Annotated in this window: 16 protein-coding genes; 1 reads left to right on the plus strand and 15 read right to left on the minus strand. The window is 72.4% G+C overall.

What is annotated here, in order from left to right:
- Positions 1–204 precede the first annotated feature (204 nt).
- Genes ACFVU7_RS44515 through ACFVU7_RS44550 form a run of 8 tightly spaced genes read right to left on the minus strand, consistent with a single transcriptional unit; the run spans position 205 to position 9,644 of the window.
- Positions 205–426, minus strand: coding sequence for a hypothetical protein (locus ACFVU7_RS44515; protein WP_117490240.1), 222 nt, complete (start codon positions 424–426; stop codon positions 205–207).
- Positions 427–443: 17 nt separating this feature from the next.
- Complete coding sequence (locus ACFVU7_RS44520) at positions 444–620, minus strand: hypothetical protein (RefSeq protein ID WP_388052368.1); 177 nt, start codon at positions 618–620, stop codon at positions 444–446.
- Entirely contained in the window at positions 617–1,306 is a 690-nt protein-coding gene (locus ACFVU7_RS44525) for a hypothetical protein (RefSeq protein WP_388052371.1), read from the minus strand. Before ACFVU7_RS44525 ends, ACFVU7_RS44520 begins: the two co-directional genes overlap by 4 nt.
- 17 nt (positions 1,307–1,323) lie before the next feature.
- Complete coding sequence (locus ACFVU7_RS44530; protein WP_388052373.1) at positions 1,324–4,152, minus strand: hypothetical protein; 2,829 nt, start codon at positions 4,150–4,152, stop codon at positions 1,324–1,326.
- A 12-nt stretch (positions 4,153–4,164) separates the two neighbouring features.
- A complete protein-coding gene (locus ACFVU7_RS44535; RefSeq protein WP_388052376.1) occupies positions 4,165–4,992 on the minus strand; it encodes a hypothetical protein in 828 nt (275 codons plus the stop codon).
- On the minus strand, positions 4,992–8,789 hold the full coding sequence (locus ACFVU7_RS44540) for a hypothetical protein (protein WP_388052379.1): 3,798 nt from the start codon (positions 8,787–8,789) through the stop codon (positions 4,992–4,994). The genes ACFVU7_RS44535 and ACFVU7_RS44540 overlap by 1 nt, the downstream gene beginning before the upstream one ends.
- Positions 8,782–9,045, minus strand: a complete 264-nt coding sequence (locus tag ACFVU7_RS44545; RefSeq protein WP_388052381.1) for a hypothetical protein — start codon at positions 9,043–9,045, stop codon at positions 8,782–8,784. Before ACFVU7_RS44545 ends, ACFVU7_RS44540 begins: the two co-directional genes overlap by 8 nt.
- A 5-nt stretch (positions 9,046–9,050) precedes the next feature.
- Positions 9,051–9,644, minus strand: coding sequence for a hypothetical protein (locus ACFVU7_RS44550; RefSeq protein ID WP_388052384.1), 594 nt, complete (start codon positions 9,642–9,644; stop codon positions 9,051–9,053).
- 833 nt (positions 9,645–10,477) lie between these two features.
- Here ACFVU7_RS44550 and ACFVU7_RS44555 point away from each other — a divergent pair.
- Complete coding sequence (locus tag ACFVU7_RS44555; protein WP_388052387.1) at positions 10,478–10,849, plus strand: hypothetical protein; 372 nt, start codon at positions 10,478–10,480, stop codon at positions 10,847–10,849.
- Positions 10,850–11,003: 154 nt separating this feature from the next.
- Here ACFVU7_RS44555 and ACFVU7_RS44560 read toward each other — a convergent pair whose 3' ends face one another.
- The 7 genes from ACFVU7_RS44560 to ACFVU7_RS44590 all read right to left on the minus strand — a co-directional run.
- A complete protein-coding gene (locus ACFVU7_RS44560) occupies positions 11,004–11,573 on the minus strand; it encodes a hypothetical protein (RefSeq protein ID WP_388052390.1) in 570 nt (189 codons plus the stop codon).
- Between the two features lie 112 nt (positions 11,574–11,685).
- On the minus strand, positions 11,686–12,114 hold the full coding sequence (locus tag ACFVU7_RS44565; protein ID WP_388052393.1) for a hypothetical protein: 429 nt from the start codon (positions 12,112–12,114) through the stop codon (positions 11,686–11,688).
- Positions 12,107–12,355: a hypothetical protein gene (locus tag ACFVU7_RS44570; RefSeq protein WP_388052396.1), complete on the minus strand. Its 249-nt coding sequence runs from the start codon at positions 12,353–12,355 to the stop codon at positions 12,107–12,109. The genes ACFVU7_RS44565 and ACFVU7_RS44570 overlap by 8 nt, the downstream gene beginning before the upstream one ends.
- 113 nt (positions 12,356–12,468) lie before the next feature.
- Positions 12,469–12,939: a hypothetical protein gene (locus tag ACFVU7_RS44575; RefSeq protein WP_388052398.1), complete on the minus strand. Its 471-nt coding sequence runs from the start codon at positions 12,937–12,939 to the stop codon at positions 12,469–12,471.
- Entirely contained in the window at positions 12,939–13,280 is a 342-nt protein-coding gene (locus tag ACFVU7_RS44580; protein ID WP_388052401.1) for a hypothetical protein, read from the minus strand. Before ACFVU7_RS44580 ends, ACFVU7_RS44575 begins: the two co-directional genes overlap by 1 nt.
- Positions 13,280–13,879, minus strand: a complete 600-nt coding sequence (locus ACFVU7_RS44585; RefSeq protein ID WP_388052404.1) for a hypothetical protein — start codon at positions 13,877–13,879, stop codon at positions 13,280–13,282. The genes ACFVU7_RS44580 and ACFVU7_RS44585 overlap by 1 nt, the downstream gene beginning before the upstream one ends.
- Before the next feature lie 154 nt (positions 13,880–14,033).
- On the minus strand, positions 14,034–14,930 hold an 897-nt coding region (locus ACFVU7_RS44590; RefSeq protein WP_388052407.1), incomplete at its 5' end, for a hypothetical protein.

The raw sequence follows: 14,930 nt of genomic DNA on the forward strand, positions 1-14,930 counted from the left end.
GCCGGATGCCCGGAAAGCGGGCACGTCCGGTTCGGAGGGAGGCCGGACGAAAAAGGACCTGCTCAGCAGGCACCTCGCCGTCCGGCCGACCCTACTCCGGTGATCTCGCTCCATCTGGCCCTCCGTCGGTGTCGTCGGCCAGCGGGAGGCTGCTGGTCGTCCGGGTCCGGTTCCACAGCGGGGGACGGTAGGGCGCGGCGGTGCCTACGGTCGCGTCGAGGCGGCGGATCGCAGTTCGGCGACGGTGGCTTCAAGTTCGGCGATCCGGCGGGCCTGGTCGGCTTCCCGCGCGGCGCGTACGGCGTTCTCCTCGCGGGCGAGAGCGAGTGCTGCCTGTGCCTGGCCCCAGGCCTCGGCCATCTGGGTGCGCAGCCGGGCGATGTACTGCTCGGCGTCCACGGTGACGGGTTCGGCGGTGTGCGCCATGGTGGTGGGGGCTCCGTTCACTTGGCCGGGTTGGGGGTGTCGCCGGTGGTCGGCCGGGTGCATGCGCAGGCGGCCGACTTCCGCAGGCGCCGGACGCCGGCTCTCAGCAGGGTGGCTTCGGCGGGGGTGAGTCGGCGGCGGTCGGCGGTGCCGAGCAGGTGGTCGAGCTGTTCCGGGGTCGGGTGGTTGGTCATGCCGTCTCGTCTCCGTTGCCCTGGTGGGCTTCGTCGCGTCGGGGCAGGGCGGCGTCCCGCACCGGTGTGGTGAAGGCCTGCGGGTCGGAGCGGGCGGTAGTGCCGTCGGGGGACGGCTGGGGTTGGGCGAGTTGCTGCCGGGCCTGCTCCACGAGTTCGGCCTTGGCCGCCACGCCCTCGGGGGTGATGCCGTGGTTGCGGCGGATCACGTCGAGGGGGTCCTGCGCGGGCCGTGCTGCCGCCGCTCGGAGCGTGCCTGCGGCGGGGCCGGCCGTGACGGCGACACGGGTTCGCTTGGCGTGGGCGATCCGGTCGAGGTGGGCCTGGCGGGCGGTGGCCCGGTCGGGCGCGTTGTGCAGGGTGACAGGCTCGGTGTCCCCGGCGGCGAGGCCGTTCACCGCCTGGGTGGCGGGGGCGGTGAGTCCCTTCGCGGCGGCCGGGTCGGTGTGGCCGTTCTCCAGCGGGTCCGGGACGAACGGCTCGTGGAGCAGCATGTCGAGGATCATGTCGATGCCGGCCGGGGTGGTGTGGTCGATGTCGTACTCTACGGCCCGCCACTCCAGTGAGGAGGTCGGGAAGATGGTGATGTGGTGCTCTCCGTCGGGCCGTTGCTGGCGCACGGCCCAGCACGGCGTGGATCCGACGCTGATCCGGGTGGTGTCGAGCACCCGGTACTGCTCGGGCATGGTGATCCCCGTTCCTGTCAGATGCGGTAGCACCAGAAGCCGACAGAGCCGTCGGCGCTGGCGGAGGCGAGGGTGGTGGTGAAGCCGGTGAGGCTGGACGCGGTGACCTGCCAGGCCCGGACCGCCTGCCAGTCCCGCAGGGTGACGATCGGCACCATCGGGGACTTCATCGTCGGCCCGTAGGAGAGCGACATGGCCGTCCAGTTGGTCATCCCGGCGGTGCCGGTGAACAGCCCGCGGTCCGGCTCGGTGTACCAGTAGTTCGGGAAGGTGCCCTTGTACTGCAACGCCGAGTTGTCGAGCCACAGTTCGCTGTCGCTGCCGTCGTCGTTGCGCCGGCCGAACTGGGCGCCTCCCTGCGATGCGATCACGTAGCCGTGGACCTTGTCCTCGACCATGTAGGCAAGCGCGGCGCCCTCGCTGGCGTTCATCCGGACGGTGCCGCCCCAGGGCTTCTGGGTGTCGGTGCGGATGGTCTCCAGGGCGGAGACGTACTCGGTCAGGTAGAGCCGGTAGGCCGCGGTCTGTCCGTTGTGCGGGAAGCTGCCGGAGTTCAGTCCGATGTACGCGGCGCCGTTGTTCCCGCCGATCGCGTTGATGAAGGCGTAGTTGGAGCCTGCGGTGGGGAAGAAGCGGATCTCCGGGAGGCCGGCGGTGGGGTTGATCTCGATGCGCTGGCCGCTGGTGCCGCTGGACAGGCCGCCGACAAGCTTCACCTCGCCGGTGTTCGCGGAGACGGACACGGTCTTCACACCGTTGGCGTTCCACGCCTCGATGCCGCCGGAGTTCAGCTCGACCCTCGCGCCCGCGTCGCCGGTCTTGATGCGGGCGGACACGGTGATGTCCGCGTTGAGCTTGCCCACGGTCAGCTTGCTGGCGGACACGGTGCCGATGTTGGCGTCCTGGATGGTCGCCAGCGCGATCTTCGCGCCGATGATCGTGGCGTCCGCGAGCTGGGCCGTCCCCACGATCTGGTCGGCGAGGTCGGACCTGATGACGACGGTCGGGATGGCGGAGGCCTCGGCGGATGGCTGCGAGGAGTTTCCCGCCCGGTCCCGGGCGACGAACTTGACGTAGTAGGTGGTGCCGTAGGACAGGCCGGCGATCGGGGCGGCCGCCGCTCCGGCGAGCCGGTCGACGATCGTCGCCGCGCTGGGGGCGAACCCGGCCGCCGTGGAGGCGTGCACCTCCAACTCGGCGAAGTCAGCGGGCATTTCCTCGCCCTGCGCGCCGCGGCCGTCCCACACAGCCCGCACCGCGCCGATCAGCGAGGTCACCACGGGCTTCGACGGCACCGGCGGCGGCGTCGTGTCGCTGGCGAGGATGATCTCCTCCGACAGCCGCCAGGTGGAGGAGTTCCCGGAGGCGTCCACGGTGCGCACCCGGGCCTGGACGCGCTGCCCGGCGGGCAGCTGGTCGTAGTGCGCGATGGTGCCGTTGACGGCCTGCTCGGGGGACCACTGCGGGTCCTGGCCCGCGATCCGCAGGCCGGGCAGCAGGTAGGAGACGTAGTAGTTGCCGGCGTCGTCGTACACGGTGCCGTCGGCGTTCCGCGTCACCGCGGGCCAGGACACCGCCAGCGCGGCGTGCTGCTGCCCGTCCCGGTCCAGGTAGGCCCAGGAGCCGACCAGCACCGCATCCGGCTGCTTCGGGGCCACGGTGTCGTTGCGGTCGCCCAGCGGCGGCAGCGGGGTACGGGAGGCGGTCGCGGAGCCGTTGGTGAGGGCGTCCAGCTGCCGCTGCACCCGGATGCGCTGCTCCACGAACAGGTCGTTCAGTTCCAGGCTGCTGGTGGGCTGGCCAGCGTCGTCGTACGTGGTGGCGATGGTGCGCACCCTCAGCGGCTCCAGGCTGGTCGGGTCGGTGCGCCGCTGGTCGTAGCGGATGTAGTCCCCGGGCCGGTAGTCGATGCCGGGCCGGTGCCGGGTGGCGGCCGGGTCCAGCTCGATCGTGAAGCCCTCGGAGGCGGAGCCCATGCCGCCGAGGGTGACCCGGGCGAGCTCGGCGAGGGTGGCGCCGTCGGTGATGCCGCCCCGGCCGTCGAAGGCCTCGCGGCGTCCGTAGCGGGCGGCCGCCGTCGGGTTGACGACCTCGGCGAGGTTGCCGGAGTCGCCGACCGCCAGCAGGTGGGAACGCACCGAGCGGCGGGAGCGCTGCCGGGGGCCCTTGAGGACGTCCCGGCCCAGGTACAGCACGATGCCGGGGTGGTCGGTGGCGCACACGGTGTCGGGCACGTAGGCGCGCAGCCGGTAGCCCTCCATCCGCACGTCCGCCCACCCCGCGCCGGTGATCGCCGCGACGGTCTTGAGCAGGTCGCCGCCGGCGTCGTACTGAACCGTGTACGTGGTGGGCCAGGGACGTCCGGCGCTGTCGGCAGCGGATGTGAAGTCCCAGGTGACCTCGGGCAGGGCACCGCGGGCCTGCGCGCGCTGCAGCAGGGTGGCGAGGATCGCTCCGGGGGTGGCGTTGACGAACGGGAAGTGCGCGTCGAGCCCTTGCACGGCCTGTCCGGGGGTGTGGCCGACCGGGTAGATCACGGCGCGCTCCAGCAGGGCGAGAGCGCCCCGGCAACCGACCTGAACCGGCCGGGCCTCGCCCGCGTCGTCGGCCGGGTCGTCGCCGTCGTCCTCCAGCAGGTACCGCTCGGGCTGCTCGGCGCCGTCGATGACGAGGGAGAGCCGCGGGTCGTCTCCGGACAGCAGGCCGGCGCCCGGGGCGTTGCGCGGGTAGGTGAAGGTCAGCGCGCCGGCGCCGTTGTGTTCAGCCTGTGTCTTGAGGTCGGCGGGGTAGGGCAGCAGCCCGAGCAGGTTTCCGCTCGGGCTGGAGATACGCAGGTGCACGGCCACGGTGTTCTCCGGTCAGGTCAGGTAGGCACGGTGGCCGGTGACGGCGAGCCGGGTGGTGGGGCCGGTGTTGGTGCCGTTCAGGCGCACGCTCGGCGGCTTGCCGGGCCTGCCGGGGGCCAGGCGCAGGAAGGCGGGCCCGGTGTTGGTCAGACGCCCTGGGTCGGGGACGAGGCCGCCGGTGCCGGTCAGCTGCCAGGTGGCGGCGTCCACGGTGAGGGTCTGTCCGGCGCCGATCTGCCCGGTGTAGGTGAACGAGTCGCCGCCGGTCGCGTCGGTGGTGTCGGTGACGGTCGGGGCGGTGATCGGGCCGGTGAGCAGGTAGGCGAGCTGCTCCATCGGCGCGGTGGCGTCGGCGAACTCGGTCAGCACCAGGTCCTGGGGCACGGGCGCGCCGGGCCCGGTCGCATGGGTGCTGGTGTCGGCGGACACCCAGTACCCGGCGGGCACGTTGACCTCCAGGCTGATGCGCATGCCGCTCTGGCCCAACGGCGCCGGGGTGAGCGCGGACAGGACCTCGCCCTCGCAGCGGCGGATCTGGCCGGCGGCGGTGTGCCGCTCGAAGGTGAGCAGCCGCTGCGGGCGGGCGACGACGCGCAGCAGGTCCTCCCACGCCGCTTCGACGTCTTGCCAGCCGCCTTTGGTGGGGGCCAGCCACAGGGCGAGGGTGAACTTGCCGGGGCCGTGGTGCTTGGGCCTCCACAGCTCCCCGGTCTTGTTGGGCACGGTGGCGTTCGCGCCGATGACGGCCGGGGTGCCGGTCAGCCCGGCCCGGTACTCGACGTCGCGCACCAGGCCGTCGGTGAGGTCGTAGCCGTCCACCAGCCAGCGTTCGCGGGCCATCAGGCGCTCTCCTTGTCAAACAGGCCGAAGCTGGCGAGGGCCCGCAACCGGGTGTTGACGGTCTCGCCGGGGGTCTCGGGCAGCGGGTTGGTGATGTACTGCACGATCGCGCCGGGCGAGATGACAGTGCCGATGCGCTCGCCCTGGCCGCCGCCGTCGGCGAGCTGCCCGCGGGCGGCGTTGATGGCGCTGACGGCGCCGCCGCCTCCGAGGCCCCGTACGGCCTGCGGCGTGAGGACGCCTTCGCCGGGGCTGAGGCGGGCCAGGGCGCTGTCCTGGCCGGGCGCGTAGCCGGGCACCACTCCCCCGGTGGCGTAGCCGCGTACGAACGCCAGCACGCCGTCCACGGCCCGGTTGACCATGCCGCGCAGCATGCCGCCCCACGCGGTGTCGGGCATCCAGTTGAACCAGCCCCTCACCGGGTTGAGGGCCTTGGCCAGGGCGCCGGCGGCCCAGCCGCGCATCTTGTCGATCGCGCCGTCGACGAGGCCGCCGAGGAAGAAGCCCTGCACGGGCGCGCCGGCCTCGGCGAGCCGTCCGGCGCGGGCGGCGTCGTTGAGGGCGGTGATGCTGCCTTCTCCGCCGAGCTGGCGCACGGCCTGCGGCACGAGTACGCCTTCGCCGGGGGAGAGCATGGCGGGCACGGTGTCGCGGCCGGGAGCGTAGCCGGGCACGACGCCGCCTCGGGCGAACCCGACGGTGAAGCTGGGCAGTTTGCCGAGGCCGAAGGCGTCGGCGATCCAGTTCCAGGCCTTGCGGATCCCGCCGTCGTACACGGTGTTGACCAGGAAGCGGATCGGCGGGGCGAAGATCCCCGACAACTTGCCCCACGACCAGGCCGCGAAGGACACCATGCCGTCGAGCGCGGAACGCACACCGTCGGCAAGCCCGCTGATCGCCCCGTTGACGGCGTTACGGAACCAGTCGACCTTCTGGTAGGCCGTGACGAACCCGAGCACCAGGGCGGCGGCAGCGGCGACGATCAGCATGATCGGGTTGGCGGACAGCAGGGTCAGGGCGCCGCGCACGGCGCCGATCGCGTTGGCGACGAACATGATCCCGCCCGCGACGCCGGCCATCGTCAGCAGCGCCGAGACGAAGGCACCCATGCCGGGGATCGACAGCAGCACCTGCACGGCTGTGGCGACGGCCTGGATGACGAACAAGAACCCAGACAAGGTGTTGCCGAGGCCGCCGAGTTGAGCGGCGATACCGACGATGGACGTCAGCAGTCCGAGCAGCTGGTCCCACAGCTGGCCGTTGCCGAGCGAGCCGGCCAACTGCATGACCGCGGGCAGCACTTCGGTGCGCAGCCGGGCGATCAGCGGCGCGAGTGCCGGGTTGTTGGTGAAGTTGAACCAGGCGACGCCCAAGGCGCCGACCAGTCGCCCGACTTCCTGGAGGACGGGGACGGTGTTGGCGAAGTATCCGGCGAGCTTGGCCTGCGTCTCGCCTTCGCCGGTGAGCGTGCGGAAGGAACTCGCTGCCAGAGCGAGCGAGTTGAGGAGTTGCTGTCCGGCCGGGGCGGCGGCGCGCCCGATGTTGAGGACACCGGCGCCGATGTCCCGCAGGATGCCCCACAGCTGTGCGCCGGTGTCACCGGCGCGCTGGAAGAACCCTTCGAGCTGGCCGCCGTCGCGGCGGGCCTGGATGAACGCGGCGGCCAGGGCGAAGCCGCGCTCCGTGGCACTGGCCAGGCGCTCCAGCAGCGGCGCGGCGGCGACCGTGATGTTGCGCAGGCCGTCGGCCGCGCTCAGGCCGGCGTTCGCCAGCGAGCCGATCACCCTGGTGTTGGTCGAGGCGACCTGCGCCAGGTCCGCCCGCCACGGCCCGGACGTGGCCATCTCCGCGCCGCGCTCGGCAGCCTGGCCGAGTACCTGCCCGGTGTCGCCGATCGCACGGTTGAAGATCGGCAGCAGGCTCAGAGCCCGGCCGATCCCCCTCTCCAACGGAGGCAGCAGCGCCTCCTGCGCGGTGTCCCGCAGCCCGCGCAGGGCGGGCTGCACCGTGCCGGAGATGAACCGGGCGAAGCGCTGCCCGGCCGGGGAGAGCGCTTTGAGTGCCTCCTCGGCGGCGTTGGCGGCGCTGCTGGTGCTGTTGAGCGCCTGGGACTGGTCCCGCAGCGCGCGGGCGACGTCCCGCTGGGCGTCCGCTACTTGCTCGGCGGAACGTTTCTGCTGGCGCTCCGCTTCGCGGACGGACTTGTCGAGGTCGTTGTGCGCGTCCTGGACCTCGCGCACCGCCTCGACGCGGGCGCGGGCGGCCTGCTGCTCGGCCTCCTGGACGCCCCGGACCGCGTCCTGCTCGGCCTCCTGGGCGCGGGCCAGCTGCTCCTTCGCGGAGGTGACCTGGTCACTGCCCTCGACGCCCTGCTGGTTGGCCTTCCTGACGTCCTCGGCGAGCCGCTTGTTGCGGGTGCGGACGTCCTCGAGCTGGTTGACCGCCTCCTGGTAGGAGATCTGGGCTTCGCGCCGGTCCGCCTCCGACGAGAACGGGGAGACGTTGACCTGGTTGAGCCGGGAGCGGGCCTGCTCCAGGGAGAGCAGCGCCTTCTGCTCCTCCAGCGGCCCCCGGGCCGCGTCCCGGTTCAGGTCCTCCAGGGTGCGCTGCGCGGCCTGCCGGGCGTCGTTCAGCGCCTGCTGCGCCTGCGCGGCGGCCTGGTGCGCCCGGGTGACCGTGAGCTCCGCCGCCGCCAGCTGCCGGTCGGCGGCGGCGACCTGCGCCGCCGCCCGTTCCTGGACGTCGGCCAGCCGGCGCCGGGACTGCGCGACCTGCTCGGCCCCCCGCAGGGCCTGCTCGTCGCTGTCGCGCTGGGCGGTGCCGAGTCGGCGCTGCGCGTCCGCCACCCGGTCGGCGGCGGCCTGCCGGGCCTGCGCGGAGGCGCCCGCCGCTCCGGCGGACTGCTTGTCCGCCTGGCCGAGCGCCTTGACGGCGGCACCGATGCCGGAGAACGCGGCCAGCAGGGTGCCCAGGCCCTGGACGGCGGCGCCCGCCGCCCCGGGAAGGGCACCGAGCAGCCCGACCGCGGGCGCGGCGGCCGCGCCCATCGCGAAGAGCCCGGCGGCGACCTGGGTGACGGCCTGGCCGAGGGCGAGCGCCCCGGAGGCCATCGCGGGCAGGCGGGCCAGACCGGCGACGGTGGAGCCAAAGCCCTGTGCAGCTTGGAGCAGCCCTCCGCCCCCGCCGTCGCCGCCGGCGGAGCCCCGGGCGTTGAGGGGGACGTCGACCGGCCGGGACGCGAGCGTGCGGAACGCCGCGAGGCGGGTGGTCGCGGCGGCGGTGTCGACGTCGACCCGCACCCGCACCGACAGGCCGGCCAGCGCCTCCTTGACCCGGGCGCGCAGACCGGCCGTCTCGACGTCCAGGTCGACCTTGACCGTGGCGGCGGCGGCCTCGGCGGCAGCCCGGACGCGCTGGCGCAGGTTGCCGGTGTCGAGTCCGACACCGACGCGCACGTACGCGGCGCGGGCGGTCGCCGCCCGCACCTTCTCCGCCAGCCCGGAGGTGTCCGGGTCGACGGCGACCTTGATGCGGGCGCGGGTGGCCTGCGTGGCCGCCTGGACGCGCTGGCGCAGCCCGGCGGTGTCGATGTCGACCGTGACCTTGATGCGGGCGCGGGTGGCCTGCGCGGCGGCTTCGACGCGCTGGCGCAGCCCGGAGGCGTCCGGGTCGAGCCGGATCTTGGCCCGCAGGTTGCGCACCGCCGCGTCGACGCGCGCCCGGGCGTCCGTCGCGAATCCCGTCGAGTCGGCGACGACCTCGACCACGAGGCGGCCGGAGTCGATCTCCTCAGCCACGGTCGGCCGCCTTCCCGCTGCGCCGCAGCACGGCGACCGCCCGGGCCATGCCCTTGCCGTCCCGCTCGCGCGCGCGGCCGGTGCTCAGGTGAGCCGGGCGCGGCAGTTCGACCGGTCGGCGCAGGCGGTGCTCCGCCGCCAACACCGACAGCAGCTCGACAACCTGGGCCAGCAGCTCCTGTGTCAGGCCCCAACGGTCCGCGCCGACCTCCGCCTCGTCCCGGCGCAGCAGGGCCTCGGCAGGCAGCCCCCGCATCAGGGTCAGGAGGCGTCGGGTGCCGAGGAATCCAGGGTCACCGGGCCGTCGCCAGACACCGCGGGCGTCGAGCTGGTAGTACCGCTGGAAGTCGGCTTCGAGGTCGTCCCACCGCTCGAAGCAGTCGCGGACGGCCCGATGAGTTCCCCCAGGCCCCCACCACCCCAGAAGTACTTGGTCCAGGCGTAGCGCACCAGCTCCAGGAGGTCGGCGTGGCTGGGGCGCTGGGCCATCAGCTGCTTGTAGCCGTCATCGCCCAGCAGGCGGCGGCCCATCTCGGCGGCGGCGGCCAGCAGATCGGACGGCAGGCTCGGCTCCGAGCCGAGCACGTCCACGATCAGGCCGGCCGCCTGCGTCTGCTGCTCCCCCTGGGCCTGGGCGGCCTCCACCAGCGAGCGCAGCAGCAGCGGCAGGTACGGGATGCCGATCAACGGCTCCCACACCGCCAGCGGCAGCTCGGCCGGCAGCATCGCCACGGTGGCGCCGCCGAAGATCAGCGGCTCCTCGCCGACGGTGTACTCGGCCTTGGCGGCGCGCGCCGTCTCGGCGGCGGCGGCCAGACGGCGCTCACGGGCGACGTCCAGGTCGATCCCGACCATGTCGGCTCCTCGGTCTGTCGGCAACGGAACGCCGCAGACCGTAGGAGGCGAAGGCAGTTAGCGTCTCTCTGAGGAGATCTACCGAAGGAGCCCACTGCCTAACTCCGCTGTGGAAAGCTCATGGCGGGCCACGAGCGCGTCGTTCAAGGGGGAGCATGGAGCCACCACCGGCCAGAGTCAGGCTGCCGATCACGGCGTGGGTTCACCAGCGGGTGCGGGCGCGTTCAGATCTCGCCGCGTCCCAGAGACTCCTCTTCGCGTCAGCCGCGTTGTCAGTGCTTGGGCTCAACAGGCCTCGGCTCCAGCAGGTCCACAGGAATATCTCTGACTATGAACGCGGCATCCTCATGGTATTCGCTGCGACGGCTTCCCCAGCAGTTTTTCTCTTCATTCCGAAAATCGGAAGGACACTCGCCCTGGACATGCTGAGACTAGGGCAGCTAGTGGCGACCACAGTCGGAGTTGCCGAGAAAAGAGACCCTGACTTTGCGGCCCGCACCTTGGAATTCACTAATCCCTGGGGAAAATTTCTCGCAGTCGCGATAGCCGCCGCAGTCGTTTATCGATTCGTCACCAACCTCCCCGGTCCATTCGGAGGCTTTCACCGCAACCGCGTACCCACGCGATGCGTGATGGCCATCGCTGCATGCGGCTACGACGCAGGCATGGAAGTCAGGGCACCCGATGGGACCGTCATCGCCCCCGAGCCGGATGCTTCGCTGGCGACTAGGGGGAATCCGATGGACGTCTCGTACTCGATACGAGCTACAGCGAGGTCGCTCCTTCGCATGCACCGACATCGCAGCGATCTGTCTCGCGGACGCCGCCGACAGATGAAAATTCACTGCGCCCGAGTCGCAGCCACCCTCTATCATGCGGAACTGAAAATCGATGTCGCCCCGGAGGAAGGCCGCCGCGAGCTGGCAGAGATGCTTGCTGAAGTAGCTGAAAACTTTGCCGCGAAGCGCTTCTCCGCGCTCTATCCCGACGAGAAGCTTCTGCCGAAGCCCGCCCACGACTGGGATCGACTGCGCTCAATCGGCTGCGCTGCGGCCGGTATCCTACTGCTCTGGTGGGTGAGCTCTTGGGGCCTTGAAGGTACTGCGGGGACGGCTGCGTGTGCCGCCGCCTTCGTTGCACCGTTCGTTGCCACCTACGGCCGCGATGGCGCGGCAGCTGCGATGGCGCTCTGGCGGAACCAGTAGTCGACTTACAGAGGCGATGCCCCGGCCGGGGGGGGGATGGCCGGGGCATCGCGGGTTCGGGCAACCCCAGGGGGGAGGGCTGCCCGACGTGATCCACAGTAGGCGTACGGGCCGCGAATGGGCACAGGCCAAAACGGCTACCAGCAGAGGTAGTTCACGGCGCAGCCGGGGCGAATCCCGGGTCGTCGGTCAGGTCGTACCACGGGTCCGCTCCCTCCCCGCCGATCACCTTCAGCTCGAGGGGCAGGGTGGACTCGGCGTCGTTCGGGTACTTCTGGGCCACCGACGCGACCTGGTCGCACAACGGCACGATCCGCCGGTAGTGCTTCGCGCCGTCGATCAGCTCGACCACCGCCGCGAACGGCTTGCGCCCGCCCACCTTCGGCGGGCTGTACCGGTAGAAGGTCTTGCCGTTCTGGGTGACGCTCGTGACCTCGCCGCCGCCGTACGTCGCGATGATGTTGCCGGCGTTCCACTCCTGAAGCTCGACCTTGACGGTCGCGGCGTCCTCGGTCTGGATGGTGCGGGCCGCGTACCTCAGCTGGTGGCTCTTGAGGTCCTCGAACTTCGGGTCGGTGTTCCACTCCAGGCTGCCCGGCTTGAACAGCCCGGCTTCCTTCCATCCGGCGGGCATCGCCGCCACCGGGTCCGTGGGTGCGACCGTACCCGGCGCCGCCAGGTACAGACGGGCCATCTGGGCTACGAACAGGCTCTCCGCGGGCACCGATCCTCCTCAACGTGGGCGCCAGGGACGAGCCGGACCGTAGGCCCCGCCGAGCGGTAGCGTCGCGCCGTCACCGCGCGTGGGGCTGTCGCACAACTCGCGCAATGTCGCCTCAGGCGGTCGGCGGGTGCGCGGTGACGGCGACCACGCCGACGTACCGGGCCTGGCCGGTCGGCTCCGGCAGCCACCCGCCAGCCGACAGCGCCCGCACCGCGGTCACCACCGGCAGGCCCGGCACGGCCGTCTGGTCCGCCAGCTCGTGCAGGGCCTTGATCGCGGTGGCGAACGCCCGGCGCAGCAGGGGGCGGGGCGTCGAGCGGTCCAGGTCGCCGAGTGCTTCGACCTGGAGGTGGAAGGTGGCGGTCCAGCGCCAGCCCGGGGCGGAGCCTCCGGGAACCTGGGCGATGCGGATGCGGGGGTAGGGCGGAGTGTTGCGGGCACCGACCCGGCCGGGGCCGCCGAGCGCCGTTGCCAGCTCGGCGTGCCCCGACAGCCAGGCGACGGCCAGTTCCTCAGGATCGAGGGCAGCGAGGTCACCCACTCGCCTGCCCTGCCGCCTTGTTCGCCGCCGGCTTGGCCGTGGCCGGCTTGCGCTCGACCGGGGCGAGGGCCTTGGCGACCGCGTCGGTGTCGGTGGGGTCCACGTTGGCGACGTACCCGGCGCTGATCAGCTGCCTGGCCTCGTGGTGCGGCACCTCGATCTCGTCGCCGGGCATCAGCTGCTCGCCGTCCCGCGTGAGGTGGTGGGCGAGGACGATCCGGACGTGGTCGGGCTGGGCCATCTCGGCTCCTTCGGGCGGTGTTGGGGTGACCGGGCGAAGGAAAGCAGGGCCCGGCCTCTACCGTCCGCCCCGCCCGGGCCGGGCCTCGCCGCTGTCGGGCGCCGGCGGGCGGGTCAGCGGTGCCGGGCGGCGACCTGGGAGGCGGCGCCGCTCATGAAGTGCGTGCCGTCGCCGTGCGCGAACTCGGCTTCGGCGGCCTGCGGGAAGTCGCACGTGACCGTCGCGCGGACACGCTCGCCGTCGATGGCGGCCTTGGTCGCCGAGATCGTCGCGGCGACGGCTTCCGGCTCCTCGGTGACCGTGCACCGGCACCCCGCGGTCTCCTCGACGGGGCCTTCGGGGTCGCGGGGCCCGGAGAGCGTGGCGTTCCCGACGGAGAACGGCAGCGGTGCCGGTACGGTCTGCCCGTCGGCGGCCTGGTGGCTGGGCCGTGCCTGGCCGTCTTCCTGGGTGTGCCACGTCTTGGCCGCCGGGGCTCGGCGCCGGGCCTCTTCCTCGACTTCCTCGGCCAGGCGCTGGGTGTGCTGAAGCATCAGCGGGGCCAGGCGGCGAGCAAGGTCGGCGGGCAGCTCGAGGTGGGCCATCACGGGTGTCCTTCCGGCCGAGTGCCGTCCAAGACGCGGGCACGCCCCTTGATCCGCACGTAGGCCAGCGCCGGGTCGTCGGTGTTCGCCAACTCGTCGGCCGCCAGCACCGTCCACTGCGTCCCGGTGGCCGGCTCCACCACGACGTCGCCGGCCAGCAGGAGGCCGGCCTGCCCGTCCAGGGCCAGGTGCCACGTGCCGTCGGCCTGCGGCACGGCCCGCCCTGGCCACGGTCCCCGCAGCGGGCCGAGCGGCCCGGTCAACTCGGCGCCGTGCGCATCCAGGACGGGCACGCCGCGTGTGCGGACGCCGAGCTGCCGGTCGGCCAGCAGGACCGCCATCAGAGCCCCCCTGAGCCGAAGTGTCCGGGGATCGTGAGCCCGGGCGGGTTCGGCCTGGTCGGGGCCTGGTAGACCCGGCGGCCGCGCAGCCGCCACCGGTCGGTCGTGGTGAGGTCCGGCGGCGCGAGCACCACCGGCGGCTCGGCCGCGGTGTCGTACGTGACCGACTGGCCCTCCACGGAGGCGGAGGCGACGCGGCGCTGGCGCGCGGGCGCGTCCGCCAGCAGCGGGTGGTGGCACGCCGTCGCACGGACCCACAGGCGCAGCGGGGCGGTCTGCGGGTCGGTGCGGGCGTCGATGCCGGCGGTGTAGGTGACGGTGTACGTCGGCGTGCCGAAGGGACCCGACGTCGTGCCCGTGTCCAGGACGGCGGAGATCACCGCGATGACGGGACCGTGATGGAGCACCCAGCCGTCCGCCCCTGCGTGAACACCGCTCTCGGTGTACTGCGCGGGCAGCAGTGGCCGTCCGAGGTGCGCGACCAGGGCGTCCTGGGCGTCCTCGACGGCGACCTCGATGCGCTGCCGCACGAGGTCGCCGAGGGGGGTGGGGTAGCCGAGGCGGCGGGCGACGTCCTCGGCTGTCACGATCAACTCCACCGTCGTCCTCCTCGCGCTGCTGGGTGGCGAGGAGGGACGGTAGGCGGCGTCACTTCCTTGTGTCGTCCCGTACTGCGTGGCGCGCAGCCGGGATCACGGCAGCTACCTCGCAGGCGGCTGCCGGCCTTCGTTCACCACCTCGGCGGATGAGCGCTCAGACCTCCTGGTGACGGTCCAGCCAGATCGCCGGGTCCTGGATCTCCCGGTTGGTCGGCATCCACTCTTCATCCTTCAGGAGGCGCTCGACCGCGGGGTACCCGCCGTAGGTGTAGACGGCGGCGACGAACTGCTCGCCCAGGTCGTAGGCATCCGCCCTGGGGGACTCGGCGGTGAGCCGGGTGAACAGCTCGGTCGGCTCGGGCTCGTCGTCCAGGCGTGTGCGTGTGGCGATGCCGCACAGCCGCTCGGACGCCCTCGCCTGGACCCAGGAGGCGTGGCCCTCAAGGACAGCGGACGGGAAACGGCATTCGTCGTGGGGCCAGCGGGCCAGCTGATCCTGGGTGCCGAGGCGCACCACGGCGTAGGGGAGGGTCGGGTTGAGCTCGAACTGGGCGAGGTGGGTGATCTCGTGAGCGAAGACGGAGGTCAGGAAGCGGTCGCTGCCCCGGGACTCGGCGTGGGCGGTGGGCATGACCACCAAGGCCGGATCCTCGGCACGATAGATGATCGCGCCCTGGACCGTGGGGGCGAACTTCGCGTACATGGCCTTGCCCTTGGTCTTGACCGCCAGCGTCGCCGCCGTCCTGAGCAGCCGGCGCTGCACGCCGCCCAACCCCAGGGATTCAATGCCCTTGTCGACCATCAGCTGGTTGTGCTCGACCTGCCAGGCGACGAACTGCTCTGGGGTCGCTATCCGCACGGTGATGTGCTCGGGCAGCGGCAACTGGGAGAGGTCGGCCGCCAGCGGGACGGCGGCTTCCATCAGCCGTTCGTACCGGCGCTGGTCGTCGGCAGTGGCGTTGGCGTCGTTGTGGATCGTGAACATCGTGGATCTTTCCGTGGTCGGACGGTTGTCGCGCAGCCTGGGCGCCCCCGCAGGAGCGGCGTTGGC

The sequence above is a fragment of the Kitasatospora sp. NPDC058046 genome (genome assembly GCF_042885595.1).
Lineage (GTDB): Bacteria > Actinomycetota > Actinomycetes > Streptomycetales > Streptomycetaceae > Kitasatospora.